This is a genomic window from Streptococcus sp. DD13 (assembly GCF_001578875.1).
In the GTDB taxonomy this organism is placed as follows: Bacteria; Bacillota; Bacilli; order Lactobacillales; family Streptococcaceae; genus Streptococcus.
In genome coordinates this window covers 956,512-973,679 of record NZ_KQ969506.1, presented here as the reverse complement: position 1 = coordinate 973,679, position 17,168 = coordinate 956,512, and the positions used below count along the sequence as shown (strand labels likewise).

The 17,168-nt window shown below is 44.7% G+C and carries 15 protein-coding genes and 2 pseudogenes; 15 read left to right on the top strand and 2 right to left on the bottom strand.

Annotation, left to right across the window (positions count from 1 at the left end; genetic code table 11):
* A partial coding sequence (locus STRDD13_RS04545; protein WP_156471274.1) for a glycine--tRNA ligase subunit beta occupies positions 1-642 on the top strand: 642 nt, incomplete at its 5' end.
* A 32-nt stretch (positions 643-674) separates the two neighbouring features.
* Positions 675-931: pseudogene (locus STRDD13_RS04540) on the top strand (DUF896 family protein).
* 241 nt (positions 932-1,172) lie between these two features.
* Here STRDD13_RS04540 and STRDD13_RS04535 read toward each other — a convergent pair.
* Positions 1,173-1,844, bottom strand: coding sequence for a potassium channel family protein (locus tag STRDD13_RS04535; RefSeq protein ID WP_067102444.1), 672 nt, complete (start codon positions 1,842-1,844; stop codon positions 1,173-1,175).
* A 10-nt stretch (positions 1,845-1,854) separates the two neighbouring features.
* Complete coding sequence (locus STRDD13_RS04530; RefSeq protein ID WP_067102442.1) at positions 1,855-3,210, bottom strand: TrkH family potassium uptake protein; 1,356 nt, start codon at positions 3,208-3,210, stop codon at positions 1,855-1,857.
* 339 nt (positions 3,211-3,549) lie between these two features.
* Here STRDD13_RS04530 and rsmH point away from each other — a divergent pair, with 339 nt between their 5' ends.
* The 13 genes and pseudogenes from rsmH (at position 3,550) to STRDD13_RS04465 (ending at position 16,998) form a co-directional block, all read left to right on the top strand.
* Positions 3,550-4,500, top strand: a complete 951-nt coding sequence (gene rsmH, locus STRDD13_RS04525; protein ID WP_067102439.1) for a 16S rRNA (cytosine(1402)-N(4))-methyltransferase RsmH — start codon at positions 3,550-3,552, stop codon at positions 4,498-4,500.
* 17 nt (positions 4,501-4,517) lie between these two features.
* Positions 4,518-4,850 (top strand): cell division protein FtsL, encoded by a 333-nt coding sequence (gene ftsL / locus STRDD13_RS04520; RefSeq protein ID WP_067102436.1) that lies wholly within the window; start codon positions 4,518-4,520, stop codon positions 4,848-4,850.
* Positions 4,843-7,160 (top strand): annotated as a pseudogene (gene pbp2x, locus STRDD13_RS04515) (penicillin-binding protein PBP2X). Before ftsL ends, pbp2x begins: the two are co-directional and overlap by 8 nt.
* 1 nt (position 7,161) lies before the next feature.
* A complete protein-coding gene (gene mraY, locus STRDD13_RS04510) occupies positions 7,162-8,172 on the top strand; it encodes a phospho-N-acetylmuramoyl-pentapeptide-transferase (RefSeq protein WP_067102430.1) in 1,011 nt (336 codons plus the stop codon).
* Between the two features lie 127 nt (positions 8,173-8,299).
* On the top strand, positions 8,300-9,643 hold the full coding sequence (locus tag STRDD13_RS04505; RefSeq protein ID WP_067102428.1) for a DEAD/DEAH box helicase: 1,344 nt from the start codon (positions 8,300-8,302) through the stop codon (positions 9,641-9,643).
* A gap of 45 nt (positions 9,644-9,688) precedes the next feature.
* Complete coding sequence (locus STRDD13_RS04500) at positions 9,689-9,913, top strand: DUF4059 family protein (protein WP_067102426.1); 225 nt, start codon at positions 9,689-9,691, stop codon at positions 9,911-9,913.
* 9 nt (positions 9,914-9,922) lie between these two features.
* A complete protein-coding gene (gene trxB, locus STRDD13_RS04495) occupies positions 9,923-10,846 on the top strand; it encodes a thioredoxin-disulfide reductase (protein WP_067102423.1) in 924 nt (307 codons plus the stop codon).
* A gap of 3 nt (positions 10,847-10,849) precedes the next feature.
* Complete coding sequence (locus STRDD13_RS04490) at positions 10,850-11,407, top strand: YceD family protein (protein ID WP_067102421.1); 558 nt, start codon at positions 10,850-10,852, stop codon at positions 11,405-11,407.
* A 182-nt stretch (positions 11,408-11,589) separates the two neighbouring features.
* Positions 11,590-13,011, top strand: a complete 1,422-nt coding sequence (gene gndA, locus STRDD13_RS04485) for an NADP-dependent phosphogluconate dehydrogenase (RefSeq protein WP_067102418.1) — start codon at positions 11,590-11,592, stop codon at positions 13,009-13,011.
* 2 nt (positions 13,012-13,013) lie between these two features.
* Complete coding sequence (locus tag STRDD13_RS04480; protein WP_067102415.1) at positions 13,014-13,706, top strand: winged helix-turn-helix transcriptional regulator; 693 nt, start codon at positions 13,014-13,016, stop codon at positions 13,704-13,706.
* Between the two features lie 146 nt (positions 13,707-13,852).
* Positions 13,853-14,248 carry a CopY/TcrY family copper transport repressor gene (locus STRDD13_RS04475; RefSeq protein WP_067102413.1) on the top strand — a complete coding sequence of 132 codons (396 nt, stop codon included), beginning with the start codon at positions 13,853-13,855 and terminating at the stop codon, positions 14,246-14,248.
* A gap of 37 nt (positions 14,249-14,285) precedes the next feature.
* The gene (locus STRDD13_RS04470; RefSeq protein WP_067102412.1) at positions 14,286-14,654 is read left to right on the top strand and encodes a cupredoxin domain-containing protein; all 369 of its coding nucleotides are present in this window, start codon (positions 14,286-14,288) and stop codon (positions 14,652-14,654) included.
* Between the two features lie 106 nt (positions 14,655-14,760).
* The gene (locus STRDD13_RS04465) at positions 14,761-16,998 is read left to right on the top strand and encodes a heavy metal translocating P-type ATPase (protein WP_067102410.1); all 2,238 of its coding nucleotides are present in this window, start codon (positions 14,761-14,763) and stop codon (positions 16,996-16,998) included.
* Positions 16,999-17,168: the final 170 nt, after the last annotated feature.

Below are 17,168 nucleotides of genomic sequence, written 5' to 3'. Positions count from 1 at the left end.
GTTGGCTTGATTCCATCAGGTTCCAATGATCCTTATGCGCTTCGTCGTGCCACACAAGGGATTGTTCGTATCTTGGATGCCTTTGGCTGGCACATCCCGATGGATGAGTTGATTGAAAGCCTTTATGCCCTTTCATTTGATAGCCTTTCCTATGACCATCAAGCAGAAGTGCTCCACTTCATCAAAGCGCGCGTGGACAAGATGATGGGACGCACACCAAAAGATATCAAAGAAGCTGTTCTTGCTGGTTCAAACTTTGTCGTTGCAGATATGCTGGAAGCAGCTGAAGCTCTTTCGGAAGCTGCGAAGACGGATGGCTATAAGTCTGCTGTTGAGTCCCTCTCTCGTGCCTTCAACTTGGCAGAAAAAGCAGATGCTTCAGTAGCAGTCGATGCTAGTCTCTTTGAAAATGATCAAGAAAAAGCCCTTGCTAAAGCGATTGATGAGCTTGAATTGACAGGTTCAGCTAGTGACAAATTGGCTCAACTCTTTGCTCTGAGCCCAGTCATCGATGCCTTCTTTGACAATACTATGGTCATGGCAGAAGATGAGGCTGTGAAGAACAACCGTCTGGCCCTTCTTGCAGGCCTTGTCGCAAAAGCTAAGGCTGTCGCAGCTTTTAACCAATTGAACACAAAATAAGGACTGATAACTGGTAGAAAGAAGGTTTGATGATGACACCTGAAAAAATCGCTCGAATCAATGAGCTGGCTAAAAAGAAAAAACAGAAGGATTGACTGCTGAAGAAAAAGTGGAGCAGGCCAAACTTCGGGAAGAATACATCGAAGGCTACCGCCGTGCGGTACGCCACCATGTAGAAGGCATTAAGATTGTGGATGAAGAAGGTAATGATGTCACTCCAGAAAAACTACGCCAAGTCCAACGGGAAAAAGGTTTGCACGGCCGTAGTTTGGATGATCCAAAGTCCTAAATCTCGCAGGAATAGCGCCCGAACAGTCTAGAATGATTAGGAATAAACCACGGAGAGTGGGACGACGAAATCGAATTCTAACGAATGACCGATTTCGTCGTTCCACTCTCTTTTGTGATGGTCAAAATAAAAATGGATCAAGCGCTATAAAAATAGCAGAACGTCAATAGAAAGGGGCAAGAATTCCCTTTACAAAAGGAAATTGAAAACCTCCGCATCCTTGCATGCGGAGGTTTTCTTATTAGGACATTCGATTGGTGAATTCTTCAAAATGGTCTACAAGGTCATTTGTTGCAACGGCAACGATCGTCTCTTCGGTATTAAAAACGTATTCGGGCATCACCTGAATATTGAGTTCTTTTGTCAGCATGTCTCGGTAGGCGATGATATTCATCAGGTATTTTTGTCTCAATTTTAATTGAACCAAACTCTTCCCTATCCAAGACTCCGGAGGACGAAATTCGATGATAGACGTTTTGTCATCCAGCTCAATGACCTCAGTAGTATAGCGATGAAGGAGTTGCTTGGCGATAGACACCCCTGTTTCTCTTTCAGGGGAAATCACCTTATCGGCTCCAATTTTCAACAAAACTTCAGACATGGTCTTGCTTTTTACTTTGGCAATCACGGTCTCGACACCCAGAGATTTACAGTGTAGGACTGCCAGAACACTGGATTCTAAGTTTTCACCTGTCGCAACAACAACTGCGTCGCAACTATCGATACCGGCGGCACGAAGGAGGTCTTTGTCTGTAATATCCCCGATGATTCCCCGGGACAGGATGGCCTCGAGTTGATTGACCTGGTAGTCATGGTCATCTACAGCGATGATGTCGCAGTTGTATTTGCTAAGTGTTTTGGCAATCGTGGAGCCAAAGGTTCCTAAGCCTAAAATTCCAATCGTGTATGACATATCTTCTCCTTTAAACAATCATAGATGATCTTGAATAATGAATGGCCTTTTCCTTCCCATCCTTTTGAGAGGACAGGCTCAGCAAAATGGACATTGGTCCAACTCTGCCAAAGAACATGAGGGCCATGATAATAAATTGACTCAGTTGAGTAAGATCAGGGGTGAGGTTGGCTGTAACTCCTACAGTAGCAAGAGCAGACATCGCCTCAAACATCAGGCTCAAAAGGGGTTTTCCAGGATCGGTTAAGGTAAGTAAGAGGAGCCCCCCGATGAAGGTAGAAATAAAAATAGCGGACACGGCGAAGGCTTTCCGGATGGTAAGCGGATCAATGGTATGGTGTCTAAAGTTTGTATAGGGATGGCCGGCAATTTCGCTTTTAGCGTAGAGGAGTAAGACGAGAAAAGCTGTGATCTTGATCCCACCTGCGGTCCCCCCAGGAGCGCCTCCCAGCATCATTTGGAGGATATAGAGCAACATAGTAGAAGGCTGGGCTTGACTATAGTCAATGGAAGCAAAGCCGGCTGTTCGCATCGTAACCGTTTGGAAAAAGGAAGCTAGGATTTTCTCAAATTGGGGAAGGTTTCCAATGGTATGAGGATTGTTGTATTCGGTTAGAAAGGTTAGAATGGTCCCGCTTAGCAGGATGATTGTCGTTAAAGCAAGAACGACTTTTGTGTGGAAGCGGATTTTAGGGCGGTGTTTTTTGAAAAAGATTTGTCCACGGAGGTCAAACCAGACAGCAAAGCCCAATCCTCCCATAATGATCAAGGAGGCAATCGTCAAATTGACTAGGGGATCTCCGACATAATCTTGGAGGCTGTTAGATCCGAAATTATCAAAACCGGCATTACAAAAGGCAGAAATGGCTAGAAAGATGGAGGTAAAAGAACCTCTTGCCCATCCAAAAGTCGGAATAAATCGAAAACTAAGGAGCAGGGCACCGATAGCCTCTGTGACAAAGGTGAAGGTAAAGACGGAGTAAAAGAAGGAACGGAAATGCTTGGTATTTGAAACACTTAGAGCTTCTTGAAGAGTAGCCATATTGATAAAATTTAGCTTTCGTCGTCCCCATAGGGCGATTAAGCCGATGAAGCTAATGAGAGAAAGCCCCCCAATCTGCATTAAAAGCATGCAGATGATTTGGCCAAAAGTTGTGTAAGTGGCTGCTACTGAGACTGTAAAGAGGCCAGTCACACAAACCATGGAAGTAGCGGTAAATAGATTGTCCCAGTAATGAGCCTTAGAGGTCGCTAGTTGTGAAATCGGTAAGGACAGTAAAATCGACCCAACCAATATAACGCCCAGAAAACTCAGAATGATACGTCTCGTTGGGGTCAATTTCAATTTTAAGAGCAAAGTAGACATGATGAGCCTTTCCGTATTGTTGATCGTGTTCACTTGTTATTTTAACATAATTTTTCTGTCTTCTTCCTATCTTTTATATAGTTTCAGATTCTATCACTGAAGAATGAGCGTCCCGGTTACGAGAAGTTTATTTCGGACGTCATGTTGATTGGATTCTCATTTCTTTTTTGTTGTGAGATGCCTCGATTCAATGAATCAGAAAATGTAGATTCTTCAATGACTCCCGCTATTTTCTGCTATCCATTTTCATTTTGAGGTTAGTTGGGTCCGCTTGATTCGATCAAAAAGAAATTGTTTCGGTTTTTCCTAGCCGACTTCTTGTGATATAATAGATAAGATATGACCCAAGAATTTAATCATACAACGGTTTTGTTGCAGGAAACAATTGATATGCTGGATGTCAAACCAGATGGCATCTATGTGGATGCGACACTAGGTGGTGCTGGCCATAGTGACTACTTACTGAGCCAATTGTCCGACAAGGGCCACCTTTATTGTTTTGATCAGGATCAGGTGGCGATTGACCATGCTAAAGTACGTCTCGCTCCTTATATCGAGCGGGGCATGGTGACCTTTATCAAAGATAATTTTCGATATCTCCAATCAAGGCTGGCTGCTCTAGGAGTGACGGAGATTGATGGAATTTGCTATGATCTGGGCGTTTCGAGTCCCCAGTTGGATGAGCGGGAACGAGGATTTTCTTATAAAAAGGACGCTCCGTTAGACATGCGGATGAATAGAGAGGCTTCGTTAACGGCTTATGAGGTGGTCAATAGCTATGCTTATCATGATTTGGTCCGAATTTTTTTTAAGTATGGAGAAGATAAGTTTTCCAAGCAGATTGCTCGTAAAATCGAGCAAGCAAGAGTCCTAAAGCCGATTGAAACAACGACTGAATTGGCAGAACTCATCAAGGCTGCCAAGCCTGCCAAAGAGCTGAAAAAAAAGGGACATCCGGCTAAGCAGATCTTTCAGGCTATTCGGATTGAAGTAAATGATGAGCTGGGGGCGGCAGATAGCTCTATCCAACAAGCGATGGATATGCTCGCTTTGGATGGAAGGATTTCAGTGATTACCTTTCATTCCCTAGAGGATCGTTTGACCAAACAGCTCTTTAAAGAGGCTTCTAGTGTTGATATTCCAAAAGGCTTACCCTTCATCCCTGAGGAGCTCCAGCCTAAGATAAAATTGGTCAATCGCAAGCCGATACTTCCAAGTCAGAAAGAATTAGCAGCCAACAACCGAGCCCACTCAGCTAAGTTGCGCGTGGCTCAGAAAATACACCTATAATTAAAAGAGGTTCTTCCATGTTACCTAGTCAAGATAAAGAAACCAGCCGGAATCTATTAACTAAAAGATTTCAAACCTTTTCTCGAATTGAAAAGGCCTTTTATAGTAGTATTGTTTTTTCTGGAGTAGTTCTGGCTATCGGAATCATTTTTCTACAGACGCGTCTCCAGCAAGTACGGTTGGAAATGGCAGATATCACGCAACAAAATGAAGCCAAGCAGGTGGAAATTAACGAGGCAGAACAATCCATCAATGAATTGGGAAGTTATGCGAATTTGATGAAGATTGCGAAAAAGGGGAAATTGACCTTTAATAATCAGAATATCGGAGTAGTCAATCCAGATGAATAAAAGAAATTTTGGGAAAAGGGCCCTGATCCGCTATATTTTAAAACAACGGAGTCGCCCAGGAAACAATCGTCGGCGTGTCGGTCAAAATTTAATCCTGCTTTCGATTTTTATCTTTGCTGTTTTTTAATTAATTTTGCAGTGATTATCGGGACGGATCATAAGTTTGGAGTCAAACTCTCGGAGGCTGCTTTAAAAGTTCACCAATCCGTCCAAGTCAACTCTGCCCGCCGTGGGACGATTTATGACCGAAATGGTCAACCCATTGCCGAGGATTCAACGACCTATACCATCTATGCGATCGTAGATAAGACCTATGCACGAGCCAACGGAGAAAAGCTTCATGTTCAAGAAAGCCAATACAACCAGGTGGCAGATATTCTCAATAAGCAACTTGGATTGGAAAAAAACTATGTCTTAGAGCAACTGAAGCAAAAAAATGCTTTCCAAGTCTATTTCGGTGCCAAGGGCAAGAATATTAGCAATACGACGATGACAGCCATCACCAATGCGATGGACCAAGCAGGAATCAAAGGAATCGCCTTTAATTCTAGTCCTAGCCGACTCTATCAAAATGGCCACTTTGCTAGTCACTTGATTGGTCTAGCTAGTCTGAGGGACAACGAGGATGGTAGCCAAAGCCTAGTTGGAAATACCGGATTGGAACAAGCCTTTAATGGGATTTTATCCGGAAAAGATGGACGAACCGTCTATGAAAAGGACAGCGCAGGACGTCTCCTTCCTGGGACAGACATTATTGAGGAGAAGACAGTCAACGGTCAGGATGTTTATACTACGCTTTCTGTTGACTTGCAGATGTCTCTTGAGTCCAATATGGACAATTATATAAGCAAAACTCAACCTGTTAATGCGCAGGCCACCATTATGTCTGCCAAGACAGGAGAAATTCTTGCCACGACCCAACGTCCAACATTTGATGCGAGCACCCAAGAAGGAGTTAATGACAAAGACTTTTCTTGGTCGACCCTTCTATACCAAGGTCAGTATGAGCCTGGTTCTACGATGAAGGTGATGACCTTGGCTGCAGCAATTGATAATGGAACCTTTAATGCTAACGCGGTCTACACCAATAATACCTACAAGGTCATCGATACGGAGATCAATGACTGGGAAGTCAATGAAGGAAAGCCGACCCGAACCATGACCTTTGCCCAAGGTTTTGCCTTCTCTAGTAATGTCGGGATGACCATGTTGGAACAACAAATGGGCAAGGATAAATGGCTCAATTATCTGAACAAGTTTAAGTTTGGCTACCCAACTCGCTTTGGGATGCTGGGAGAAAGCTTTGGCTCGCTACCAGAAGATAATGAAGTGTCCATTGCCATGTCAGCCTTTGGTCAGGCGATTTCAGTCACGCCGATTCAAATGATGCGGAGTTTCTCTGCTATCGGAAATGATGGGGTGATGTTGGAACCAAAGATTATTTCTGGGATTTACGACTCTAATGACCGGTCAGCTCGTGTAGCAAAACCAGAAGAGATTGGGCATCCGGTCTCAAAATCTGCTGCTGCGCAAACGCGAAATTATATGATTAGTGTTGGGACGGACCCGACTTATGGAACTCTCTATGCCTCTTCTTTAGGCGGACGCATTATCTCAGTAGATGGCTATAATATTGCAGTTAAGTCCGGTACGGCACAGATTGCGGCATCTGCTAAGGATGGTGGAGGCTATTTGCAAGGAGCGCATGACCATGTGTACTCCGTCGTAGCGATGATTCCAGCTGAAGATCCTAAATTTATCATGTATATGACAGTGCAACAGCCTAAGAGTATGACTGGGATTGAATGGGCGGATATTTTTAACCCCATGCTGACGCAAGCGATGCAATTAGATAGTACCTTAAACTTATCCAACTCATCCGTTGCCCTAAATGATACGGGCAAAGAAACAGAGTATGTGCCGGGTGATGCCACGAAATTAATGGACAAGTTAGGATTAAAAAATCCCCTTCCTGGAGATGTCGCAGATGAATTACGGCGTCATCTTGTTCATCCGGTCGTGGTTGGAAACGGATCGACGATTATAGCTGCATCCTTTGATGCAGATGAGAAGGTAAAGGCCAACCAGCAAGTCTTGCTCTTGACCGAAAAGCCGAACTCCGAAAACGCTGAGAGCTTAACGATTCCAGATATGTACGGCTGGACCAAAGCTAACGCCACATTGTATGGAGAGTGGATGGGGATAGAAATCACCTTTAAGGGCAAGGGGTCCAAGGTGACAGCTCAAAGTGCGAACACAGGAACTCTGGTTTCTCAAACGAAAAAAATCACATTAACGTTAGGAGATTAACATGTACGCTGCTCTTGTTGCAGGCATCTTATCCTTTTTTGTGACGGTTCTATCAATTCCGTCTTTTATCCGTTTTTATCAAGCCAAGCGGATCCAAGGTCAACAGATGCATGAAGATGTCAAACAGCACCAGTTTAAGGCTGGTACGCCGACGATGGGTGGGGTTGTCTTTCTGACAGTTGCACTTCTTGTTAGCTTAGTTTTACCTTTTCTTGTCCCTGTCAAAATGACGAGTGCCACCTACGGTATCCTTTTGATTCTCTTTGTTTATGGCCTGGTTGGGTTTTTGGATGATTTTTTGAAGATTTTTCGTCAAGTGAATGAAGGGCTTAAGCCCCTGCAAAAGCTAAGTCTTCAAATTCTAGGTGGGTTGATTTTCTACTTCCTTCACTTCCAACAAGCCGGTGGAGAAGGTGCGACCACTCTTCATGTGTTGAATTGGCAATTCCCTTTGGGAGCTCTTTACATTGTGTTTATGCTCTTTTGGGTTGTTGGCTTCTCCAACGCAGTGAATCTGACCGACGGGATTGACGGATTGGCTTCCATTTCAGTTGTCATCAGTCTTTCTGCTTATGCCTATATCGCTTATCGCCAAGGGCAAATGGATATCCTCTTTTTATGTGTCAACTTGATTGGGGGACTGCTTGGTTTCTTTGTCTTTAACCACAAGCCAGCCAAGATTTTCATGGGAGATGTGGGGTCTCTAGCCTTAGGTGGAGTCTTAGCGGTGATTTCAATTGCGCTTCACGTCGAGTGGACCTTGCTGTTGATTGGTTTGGTTTATGTTCTTGAAACCAGTTCAGTTATGATCCAAGTGACCTACTTTAAAATAAGCAAGCGGAAGTACGGAGAAGGGCGTCGGATTTTTCGGATGACTCCCTTCCACCATCACCTCGAATTAGGAGGCTTATCAGGCCGAGCAGATAAGTGGTCAGAATGGAAGGTAGATGCCTTTTTATGGAGTCTGGGTCTCCTCATGAGCTTGGTGACCTTGGCGATTTTATACCTCTAATCGAGAGGACATCTTCATCAAGGAAAAATGAGAGATCAAAGAAGGGAGAGAGTAGGAACTGGTTTTTCTACTATATACTCCCTTCTTTTTCTGTTATAATAGGAAAAGTAGAAATAAAGAGGATCACATGAAATTTACAGATTTTACATTAAAGCCCTATATTCAAACAGCCCTCAGGGCGATTCGGTTTGAAAAGCCAACCCCTGTCCAAGAAAAGTTGATTCCTGTCATCTTGTCTGGACGAGACCTTGTTGGGGAGTCAATGACAGGTTCTGGGAAAACCCATACCTTTTTGTTGCCAATTTTTCAAAAACTAGAGGAAAAAGAAGACTATGTTCAAGCCGTCATTACGGCTCCGTCACGCGAATTGGCGAGTCAGATTTACCAAGCGGCTCGTCAACTGGCACAACACTCTCCAGAAGAAGTTCGTGTTGCCAACTATGTCGGAGGGACGGATAAACTCCGTCAGAAGGAAAAATTACAGGTCAACCAGCCACATATCGTGATTGGGACACCAGGTCGAATTGATGATTTGGTGAGATCAGGCGATTTGGACATTCATCGTGCGACTACTTTTGTCGTGGACGAAGCCGATATGACGCTTGATATGGGATTTCTTGAAACCGTCGATCAGATTGCCAGTCGCCTGCCTAAGAACGTCCAATTTTTGGTGTTTTCTGCAACGATTCCCCAGAAATTACAGCCTTTTTTGAAGAAGTACCTTAACAATCCTGTTATGGAACAAATCAAGTCGGAAACCGTCATCGCTGATACCATTGATAACTGGCTGATTTCAACCAAAGGACAGGATCGGAACAGCTTAATTTATACGATTACTCAGCTGATGCAACCCTATTTGGCTATGATATTTGTCAATACAAAGGCACGAGCAGATGAGTTGCACCACTATTTATTGTCCCAAGGGTTAAAGGTTGCTAAAATTCACGGCGATATCCCACCGCGGGAACGAAAACGGATCATGTCCCAAGTGAAAAACCTAGACTACCAGTACATTGTAGCGACAGACTTGGCGGCTCGTGGGATTGATATCGAAGGTGTTAGTCATATTATTAATGACGCGATTCCACAGGATTTGTCTTTCTTTGTTCATCGCGTCGGTCGAGCAGGACGAAATGGTCTGGCCGGGACGGCGATCACCCTTTATCAGCCAAGTGATGATAGCGACATTCGCGAGTTGGAAAAAATGAATATCCACTTCCTTCCCAAGACAATCAAGGATGGAGAATTTCAAGATACCTATGACCGAGATCGTCGTGTGAGTCGGGAGAAAAAGCAAGAAAAACTAGACCTTGAGATGATTGGTTTGGTCAAAAAGAAAAAGAAAAAGATTAAGCCAGGTTATAAAAAGAAAATCAAATGGGCAGTGGACGAAAAACGGCGCAAGACCAAGCGGATTGAAAACCGAGCAAAAGGTCGTGCCGAACGCAAGGCCAAACGTCAAAGTTTTTAATTCTTGCCAAATAAAACAAGAAGGTTTATAGTATAGGAATATCAAATGTTAAATACGATTTTAGGACTCTATCTTCAGAGTCTTTTCATCGCAGCAGTCGGCATGCTTGTTGTTTGTGGTGCTTGGTTGCTATGGCATTTGGGAAGGCATCATGACAGCGAAGAAGAAAGACGGAGTTTTGTATTTGATCTCCTCATTATCTACGTCATGACAGTTCCCATATTTGCCTTTGCGGTGATTGGACTTCAGCTGATTGTGAGAGCACGATAAGGAGAGAGTATGTACGATACGATTGTAGTAGGATCAGGACCGGCAGGAATGACCGCAGCGCTTTATGCAGGTCGAAGCAATTTAAAGGTTGGACTATTGGAGCGGGGGATATACGGTGGCCAAATGAACAATACCGCCGAGATTGAAAACTATCCAGGTTATAGTATGATTTCGGGGCCGGATTTGTCTGAGAAGATGTTTGAACCTCTAGAAAACTTTGGTGTAGAGCATCTTTTTGGAAACCTTGTGCGCATTGAGACAGAAGGTCAGATTAAGAAAGTCATCACGGAGGATGAGGTTTATGAGGCCAAATCTGTCATTTTAGCGATGGGGGCTCAACACCAGCTTTTGGGAGTACCAGGAGAAGAAGCCTACAATAGCAGAGGCGTTTCTTATTGTGCGGTGTGTGATGGAGCTTTCTTTAAAGGACAAGAACTTCTCGTGGTTGGAGGAGGAGATTCGGCGGTAGAAGAAGCGATTTATCTGACACAATTTGCTTCGAAAGTCACGATTGTCCACCGCAGAGACCAATTGCGGGCCCAAAAGATTCTGCAAGACCGTGCTTTTGCGAACGAGAAAATCCATTTTATATGGGATACGGTTGTCGAAGAAATCAAGGGAGATGAGCGTAAAGTCTCTTCCGTGGTATTGAAGCATGTCAAGACAGGAGAACGTTCGGAACAAGCCTTTGGGGGAGTCTTTATCTATGTTGGATTAAATCCTCAGTCTGAAGCTGTCAAAGAACTTGGTGTGACCGACGATGGGGGATGGATCCGGACGGATGAGCATATGGCTACCAGTCAGGAAGGGATTTATGCAGTCGGAGATATCCGCCAGAAGGAACTGCGTCAGATTACAACAGCTGTTGGGGATGGCGCTATTGCTGGAAAGGCTGTGTATGACTACCTCTTAGCACTAGAAGACGAAGGATAGACGATGAAGTTTCATATTTTAGATATTAAGAAAAATCCAGAAGGTCTCTCTTTTCAGGAACAATTGGACCTAAAAGCCTCCTTAATGGAACGGAACGCAGAAATTCTGGACCTGAGTCCAGTAGATGTCCAAGGGGTCATTCGCTATGAAGCAGATCTTTACTTCTTAGAGTATCAGATGACCTATACCATCACCTTGGCTTCCAGTCGATCGATGGAACCTGTCTTGCTTGAGGAAAGTCAAGCGATTCAGGAGATATTTGTAGCGAATGAACAGGATGCGAAAAACCAAACTCTTATCGAGGAAGACCTCGTCTTGCTGATCGAAAAAGACGAGTTGTCCTTGGATGAAAGTGTCGCAGACAATATCTTGATGAATATTCCCTTGAAGGTTTTGACACCAGAAGAGGCTAGCAGGGACCTTTTCCCTCAAGGAAAAGAGTGGACGGTTCTTTCTCAGGAAGAGTATGAAAGCCTGAGCCAAGAGAACAAAGAGGCAAATAGTCCTTTTGCCGGTCTTCAAGGTCTCTTTGATTCCGACCCAGAAGAACCTCTTGGATAGAGGAAGTTATGAAGCGGGAGAGCTGGACTCTGAGATGCATTCTGGTGAAAAGCGTTACCTGTATCTCGGCCTGCTTCCTCAACAGGAGGCGAGGTCATTGAGAAAGAGCTGGCTAAGATAAATTCTTTTCATTCCCTCTTAAACATGGTAAAATAGTAGCAAATGAAATAGAGGAGTATTACATGACAAAAGCAAACTTTGGTGTTGTAGGAATGGCCGTAATGGGTCGTAACCTAGCACTTAATGTCGAATCACGTGGCTATACCGTAGCCATCTATAACCGTTCTGCTGATAAGACAGAAGATGTGGTCGCAAGCAATCCAGGGAAAAATCTTGTTCCAAGTTATGATGTGGAAAGCTTCGTAAATTCCATCGAAAAACCTCGTCGGATCATGCTTATGGTGCAAGCCGGTCCTGGTACAGATGCGACGATTCAAGCACTTTTGCCACATTTGGATAAGGGAGATATCTTGATTGATGGAGGAAATACCTTCTTCCAAGATACCATCCGTCGAAACGAAGAATTGGCTAATTCAGGGATCAACTTTATCGGAGCAGGGGTCTCTGGTGGGGAAAAAGGTGCCCTTGAAGGGCCTTCTATCATGCCTGGTGGACAAAAAGAAGCCTATGACTTGGTGGCAGATGTTTTGGAAGAAATTGCAGCGAAAGCCCCTCAAGATGGCAAACCATGTGTGACCTATATTGGCCCGGATGGAGCTGGTCACTATGTGAAAATGGTTCATAACGGGATCGAATATGGGGATATGCAGTTGATTGCAGAGTCTTACGACCTCATGCAAAACTTGCTTGGTTTGGATGCAGCTGAAATGGCTGAAATCTTTACAGAGTGGAATAAAGGAGAGCTCGATAGCTATTTGATCGAAATTACTGCTGATATCCTGACTCGTAAAGATGACGAAGGTCAAGATGGACCAATCGTTGACTACATCTTGGACGCTGCTGGAAATAAGGGGACTGGTAAATGGACCAGTCAAAATGCCCTAGATTTGGGTGTTCCTCTGTCCCTCATCACGGAATCTGTCTTTGCCCGCTACATCTCTACCTACAAAGAAGAACGTGTGCATGCAAGCAAGATCTTACCAGGTGTGGACTACAAGTATGATGGGGACAAGGGCGAGTTGATTGAAAAGATTCGTCAAGCCCTTTACTTCTCAAAAATCATCTCTTATGCTCAAGGATTTGCGCAATTGCGTGTTGCTTCCAAAGAACACAACTGGAACTTGCCATTTGCAGACATTGCTTCTATCTGGCGGGATGGCTGTATCATCCGTTCTCAGTTCTTGCAAAAGATCACGGATGCCTACAATCGTGAACCAGACCTCGCGAACTTGTTGCTCGATGAGTACTTCTTAAATGTCACCAGCAAGTACCAACAAGCTGTTCGCGATATCGTAACGATCGCAGTACAAGCTGGAGTACCAGCTCCAACTTTTTCAGCTGCAATTACCTACTATGATAGCTACCGTTCAGAAAATTTGCCAGCCAACTTGATCCAAGCGCAACGGGACTACTTCGGAGCCCACACTTATCAACGAAAAGATAAGGATGGTGTCTTCCACTATTCTTGGTACGACGAAAAATAAATATGGCCAAAAAAATCTTAATTGCTGGGAAGGAACGTAGTCTTTCGCATTTTGTCTCCATGGAACTGCAAAAGCAGGATTATATTGTAGAATATGCTGGAACTGGTGCTGAGGCGATTTCTTTGACGCAAGAGACTGATTTTGACTTGCTGATTGTGAGTTACCGCTTATCGGATATGACCAGTACCGAGTTAAATCAGCAATTATCTCAAACCAAACCAGGTTTGGTGATGATTGTCGTACTGGAAGATCATGAGATGAAGGACCACCAAGTGGCTATTGAAGAATATGCTGCCTTGATCGTGATTAAGCCCTTCATCATTTCCGATTTGATTGATCAAGTCACGGATATCTTTATGGCGCGTGATTATATTGATGAGCATTGTAAGCAGGTTCGCCTAAAGGCTGCTTACCGGGATTTGGAAATTGACTTTCAGCATCGGACCGTTTCACGAAATGGGCAACAGATTAATCTGACTCGTCGAGAATATGACTTGCTAGCAGCCTTGATGGATAGTCAAGGGGTTGTCAGCCGACATCAGCTGTTAGACCGTGTTTGGAAGTACGAAGCAGTGAATCAAACCAACATCGTAGATGTCTATGTCCGCTATCTGCGTGGCAAGCTAGACCTGCCGGGTAAGGAATCCTATATCCAAACAGTTCGTGGCAAGGGATACGTGATGCGAGAAGAATAGAGTATCACTCGAACATTAAATCATGCATGAAGAGAGGAAAGTTCATTTCCTCTCTTTTTATGATCTCTTTGATTGACAAATGTAGTCCAAAAGAGTAGACTATTCGTATCAAAAGGTTTACAGATGTAAATCAAAAGGAGGGAGCAATGCATATTTCAAATGCCGAGTGGCAAGTCATGAAAATCATATGGATGAAAGGGAATTTGACGAGTAGTGATCTGATTGAACAATTGGCAGACCGTTTTTCCTGGTCCAAGTCAACCATCAAAACCCTCTTGAGTCGTCTGGTGGACAAGCAGTGTCTATCAAGAGAAAAGCGGGGGAAGTCTTACCTTTACTCTGCTCTATTGACCCAGGAAGAGAGCCTTGAGGTGGTCGTAGAAGACGTGCAAAGCAAGGTTTGTTCTCGGAAAATGAAGCAGGTTCTTGCAAAACTTGTGGATCAGAGTGATTTTACCCTTTTCGAATTGCAGGAGTTGCAATGTTTACTAGAAAAAAAGAAGCTAGAAGCCGTTCCAGAGGTGGCTTGCAATTGTATGTAGAGATTACCTTGTCTCTGAATGAAAGGAAGGTCGAAAGATGACGCTAATCGTATCTATTATTTGTCTAGCCATAATTGCTTTTATCTGGTGGTGGTTTTTTGGACATCACGAGGAGGATGGGAAGCGTGCTCAGCGGCGGTCGGGCTATCAAGAGATTGAAGTAGAGGTGATGGGAGGGTATTCTCCAAGCCGAATCATTTTGAAAAAAGATGTGCCTGCTCGGATTGTTTTCCACCGAAAGGACCCCTCTTCGTGTTTAGACCAAATCGTCTTTCCAGACTTTGGGGTGCATGCGGATTTGCCCTTAAACGACCGCTATGTGGTGGAGATTACACCAAAAGAGAGCGGGACATATGGCTTTGCGTGTGGGATGAACATGATGCATGGACAGCTCATTGTGGAATAAGGGATTTTCGTGCGTTCAAAATGGAAGTTTTTGCAAGGACTGCAGAGTGGTGAAGGAAATGGCCTTTTCGTAATGTATGTCCAGCACAGTGTATAAGGGAGAGAATATGTCAGAACTACATATGGCCAATTTAGAAAATGGCATTCAAAAGATCAGAATTAGGGCAGAAAAGGGCTACCACCCAGCTCATATCCGACTGCAAAAGGGAGTTCCGGCTGAGCTGACCTTTCATCGGACGACTCCTTCAGCCTGTTACAAAGAAATTTTATTTGAACACGAGGGGATTTTAGAGCCGATTGCGGAAGGAGAAGAGCGGGTCATTCGCTTTACCCCTCAGGAAACGGGGGAATTTGAGTTTTCGTGTGGGATGAAAATGCAAAAAGGAACCTACACGGTTGTGGAACCATCCAGTCGCCGTCCATGGGGGACCTGGGAACGATTTCTCTTAGCGACGGTGTTTTCTGCCGTCTTATTGCTATTGATGATTGGGATGTACACGGGTCTCTTCAGTCACGAGTGGATGCGCTGGGGAACGTTTATAGCAACGACTCCTATCATGCTCCTTTCAGGAAGAGGTTTTCTTCAATCTGCCTGGGCCTCCTTTAAAAAGCACAATGCCAATATGGACACCTTGGTCGCTCTTGGGACCCTGGTAGCGTACGTCTATAGTCTAGTGGCCCTCTTCACGCCTGACTTACCGGTCTATTTTGAGAGTGCTGGTTTTATTATATTCTTTATCCTTTTGGGACAGGTGTTTGAAGAACGCATGCGTCGCAGTGCCTCCCAGGCAGTGGAAAAATTGCTCGACTTACAAGCAAAAACAGCTCAGGTTTATCGAGACGGGGACTATGTCTCTGTGCCTTTGGAAGAAGTAAAGATTGGGGATCTCATTCGTGTCCGTCCGGGAGAGAAAATCGCTGTTGATGGAGTGGTCACAGAAGGAAAAACCAAGATTGATGAGTCTATGGTGACAGGAGAACCCATGCCAACGAGCAAAGGGATTGGAGATCCCGTCATTGGTTCTACCATCAATACGAATGGAACGATTATCTTTCGAGCAGAGAAGGTCGGTTCAGACACTTTGTTAGCGCAGATTGTGGATTTTGTGAAAAAAGCGCAGTCTAGTCACGCTCCGATCCAAGACCTGACAGACAAGATTTCAAAGATTTTCGTACCCCTTGTGACCATTTTAGCAATCGGAACTTTTATGGTGTGGTATGCGATTGTTGGGGTCAGCCTGAACGAGGCGCTTTTGTATGGGGTATCGGTTCTCATTATCGCCTGCCCTTGCGCACTGGGTTTAGCTACTCCAACCGCTCTCATGGTGGGGACCGGACGATCGGCTAAGATGGGGGTTCTCATCAAAAACGGAACGGTATTACAAGAAATTCAAAGCGTTCAAACCCTTGTTTTTGACAAGACCGGAACCATTACCAAGGGGAAACCGGAGGTGACCGATATCGTCGGAGACCGCAATCGTGTCCTATCGATCGCTGCTGCACTAGAAGAATATTCAGAGCATCCTCTGGCACAGGCAGTCTTGCAGTTTGCAAAAGATAGCGAGGTTTCGATGCCACCAGTTCAAGAGTTCCAAGCTGTGGAAGGAATGGGCGTACAAGGCCGAGTCGAAGGACAGATGGCCTACCTAGGCAATGCGAAATTCCAAGAGGGTCGACAGTTCTCTGTCCAGTTACAGGAGTCGATGCGCAAACTTCAGGATGAAGCAAAGACGGTCGTGATGTTGGCTGTAGAAGCAGAAGTCATCGGCTTGATCGCTATCCAGGATGCTCCAAAAGAGAGCTCTAAAGCAGCCATTCGTCAGCTCAAACGTCGAGGCCTTGAAACGATTATGCTGACAGGAGATCACGAACGAGTGGCTCGAGCGATTGGAGAACAGGTAGGGATTGATCATGTGATTGCTGATGTCTTACCGCAGGAAAAGGCAGAACAAATCCAGCGTTTGCAAAGAACCCGGAAGGTTGCGTTTGTCGGGGATGGGATCAATGATGCCCCTGCCTTATCTATTGCAGATGTCGGAATCGCGATGGGATCTGGGACCGATATTGCCATCGAATCAGGTGGGATTATCCTGACTCATAATGACTTAATGGGGGTCGTACGGGCTATGGAGATGAGCAAGAAGACCTTCCGCCGGATTGTGCTCAATCTGTTTTGGGCTTTTGTATACAATGTGATTGGGATTCCGATTGCTGCAGGTCTCTTTGCTAGCGTTGGTTTCACACTAAATCCAGAGCTGGCTGGTCTAGCCATGGCCTTTAGCTCCCTTTCTGTCTTGATTAGTTCCCTTCTTCTGAACTACACTCGAATGGATTTAGGAGAATAGGAGGAGCTGGTCGATCAAGACCTGGCGATCAGTGACCAGATAGAAATCTATTAGGCCCAGTTGGGGCTGGGACAACAGTCCTAGCCTCTTTTTTGTTTTTGGATTGTCGAGCAAGACGCAGTGGTTGAGTGGGCCCTACTAGGCTGATTTCATCCGCTTTTACAGCTCGA

What these genes read in the sequence shown, in the direction of transcription:
- mraY (WP_067102430.1), top strand. Translation starts at nt 7,162, where the DNA reads ATGTACGCTGCTCTTGTTGCAGGCATCTTATCCTTTTTTGTGACGGTT.
- STRDD13_RS04490 (WP_067102421.1), top strand. Translation starts at nt 10,850, where the DNA reads ATGAAGTTTCATATTTTAGATATTAAGAAAAATCCAGAAGGTCTCTCT.
- rsmH (WP_067102439.1), top strand. Translation starts at nt 3,550, where the DNA reads ATGACCCAAGAATTTAATCATACAACGGTTTTGTTGCAGGAAACAATT.
- STRDD13_RS04500 (WP_067102426.1), top strand. Translation starts at nt 9,689, where the DNA reads ATGTTAAATACGATTTTAGGACTCTATCTTCAGAGTCTTTTCATCGCA.
- STRDD13_RS04505 (WP_067102428.1), top strand. Translation starts at nt 8,300, where the DNA reads ATGAAATTTACAGATTTTACATTAAAGCCCTATATTCAAACAGCCCTC.
- STRDD13_RS04530 (WP_067102442.1), bottom strand. Translation starts at nt 3,210, where the DNA reads ATGTCTACTTTGCTCTTAAAATTGAAATTGACCCCAACGAGACGTATC.
- gndA (WP_067102418.1), top strand. Translation starts at nt 11,590, where the DNA reads ATGACAAAAGCAAACTTTGGTGTTGTAGGAATGGCCGTAATGGGTCGT.
- STRDD13_RS04535 (WP_067102444.1), bottom strand. Translation starts at nt 1,844, where the DNA reads ATGTCATACACGATTGGAATTTTAGGCTTAGGAACCTTTGGCTCCACG.
- trxB (WP_067102423.1), top strand. Translation starts at nt 9,923, where the DNA reads ATGTACGATACGATTGTAGTAGGATCAGGACCGGCAGGAATGACCGCA.
- STRDD13_RS04475 (WP_067102413.1), top strand. Translation starts at nt 13,853, where the DNA reads ATGCATATTTCAAATGCCGAGTGGCAAGTCATGAAAATCATATGGATG.
- ftsL (WP_067102436.1), top strand. Translation starts at nt 4,518, where the DNA reads ATGTTACCTAGTCAAGATAAAGAAACCAGCCGGAATCTATTAACTAAA.
- STRDD13_RS04470 (WP_067102412.1), top strand. Translation starts at nt 14,286, where the DNA reads ATGACGCTAATCGTATCTATTATTTGTCTAGCCATAATTGCTTTTATC.
- STRDD13_RS04480 (WP_067102415.1), top strand. Translation starts at nt 13,014, where the DNA reads ATGGCCAAAAAAATCTTAATTGCTGGGAAGGAACGTAGTCTTTCGCAT.
- STRDD13_RS04465 (WP_067102410.1), top strand. Translation starts at nt 14,761, where the DNA reads ATGTCAGAACTACATATGGCCAATTTAGAAAATGGCATTCAAAAGATC.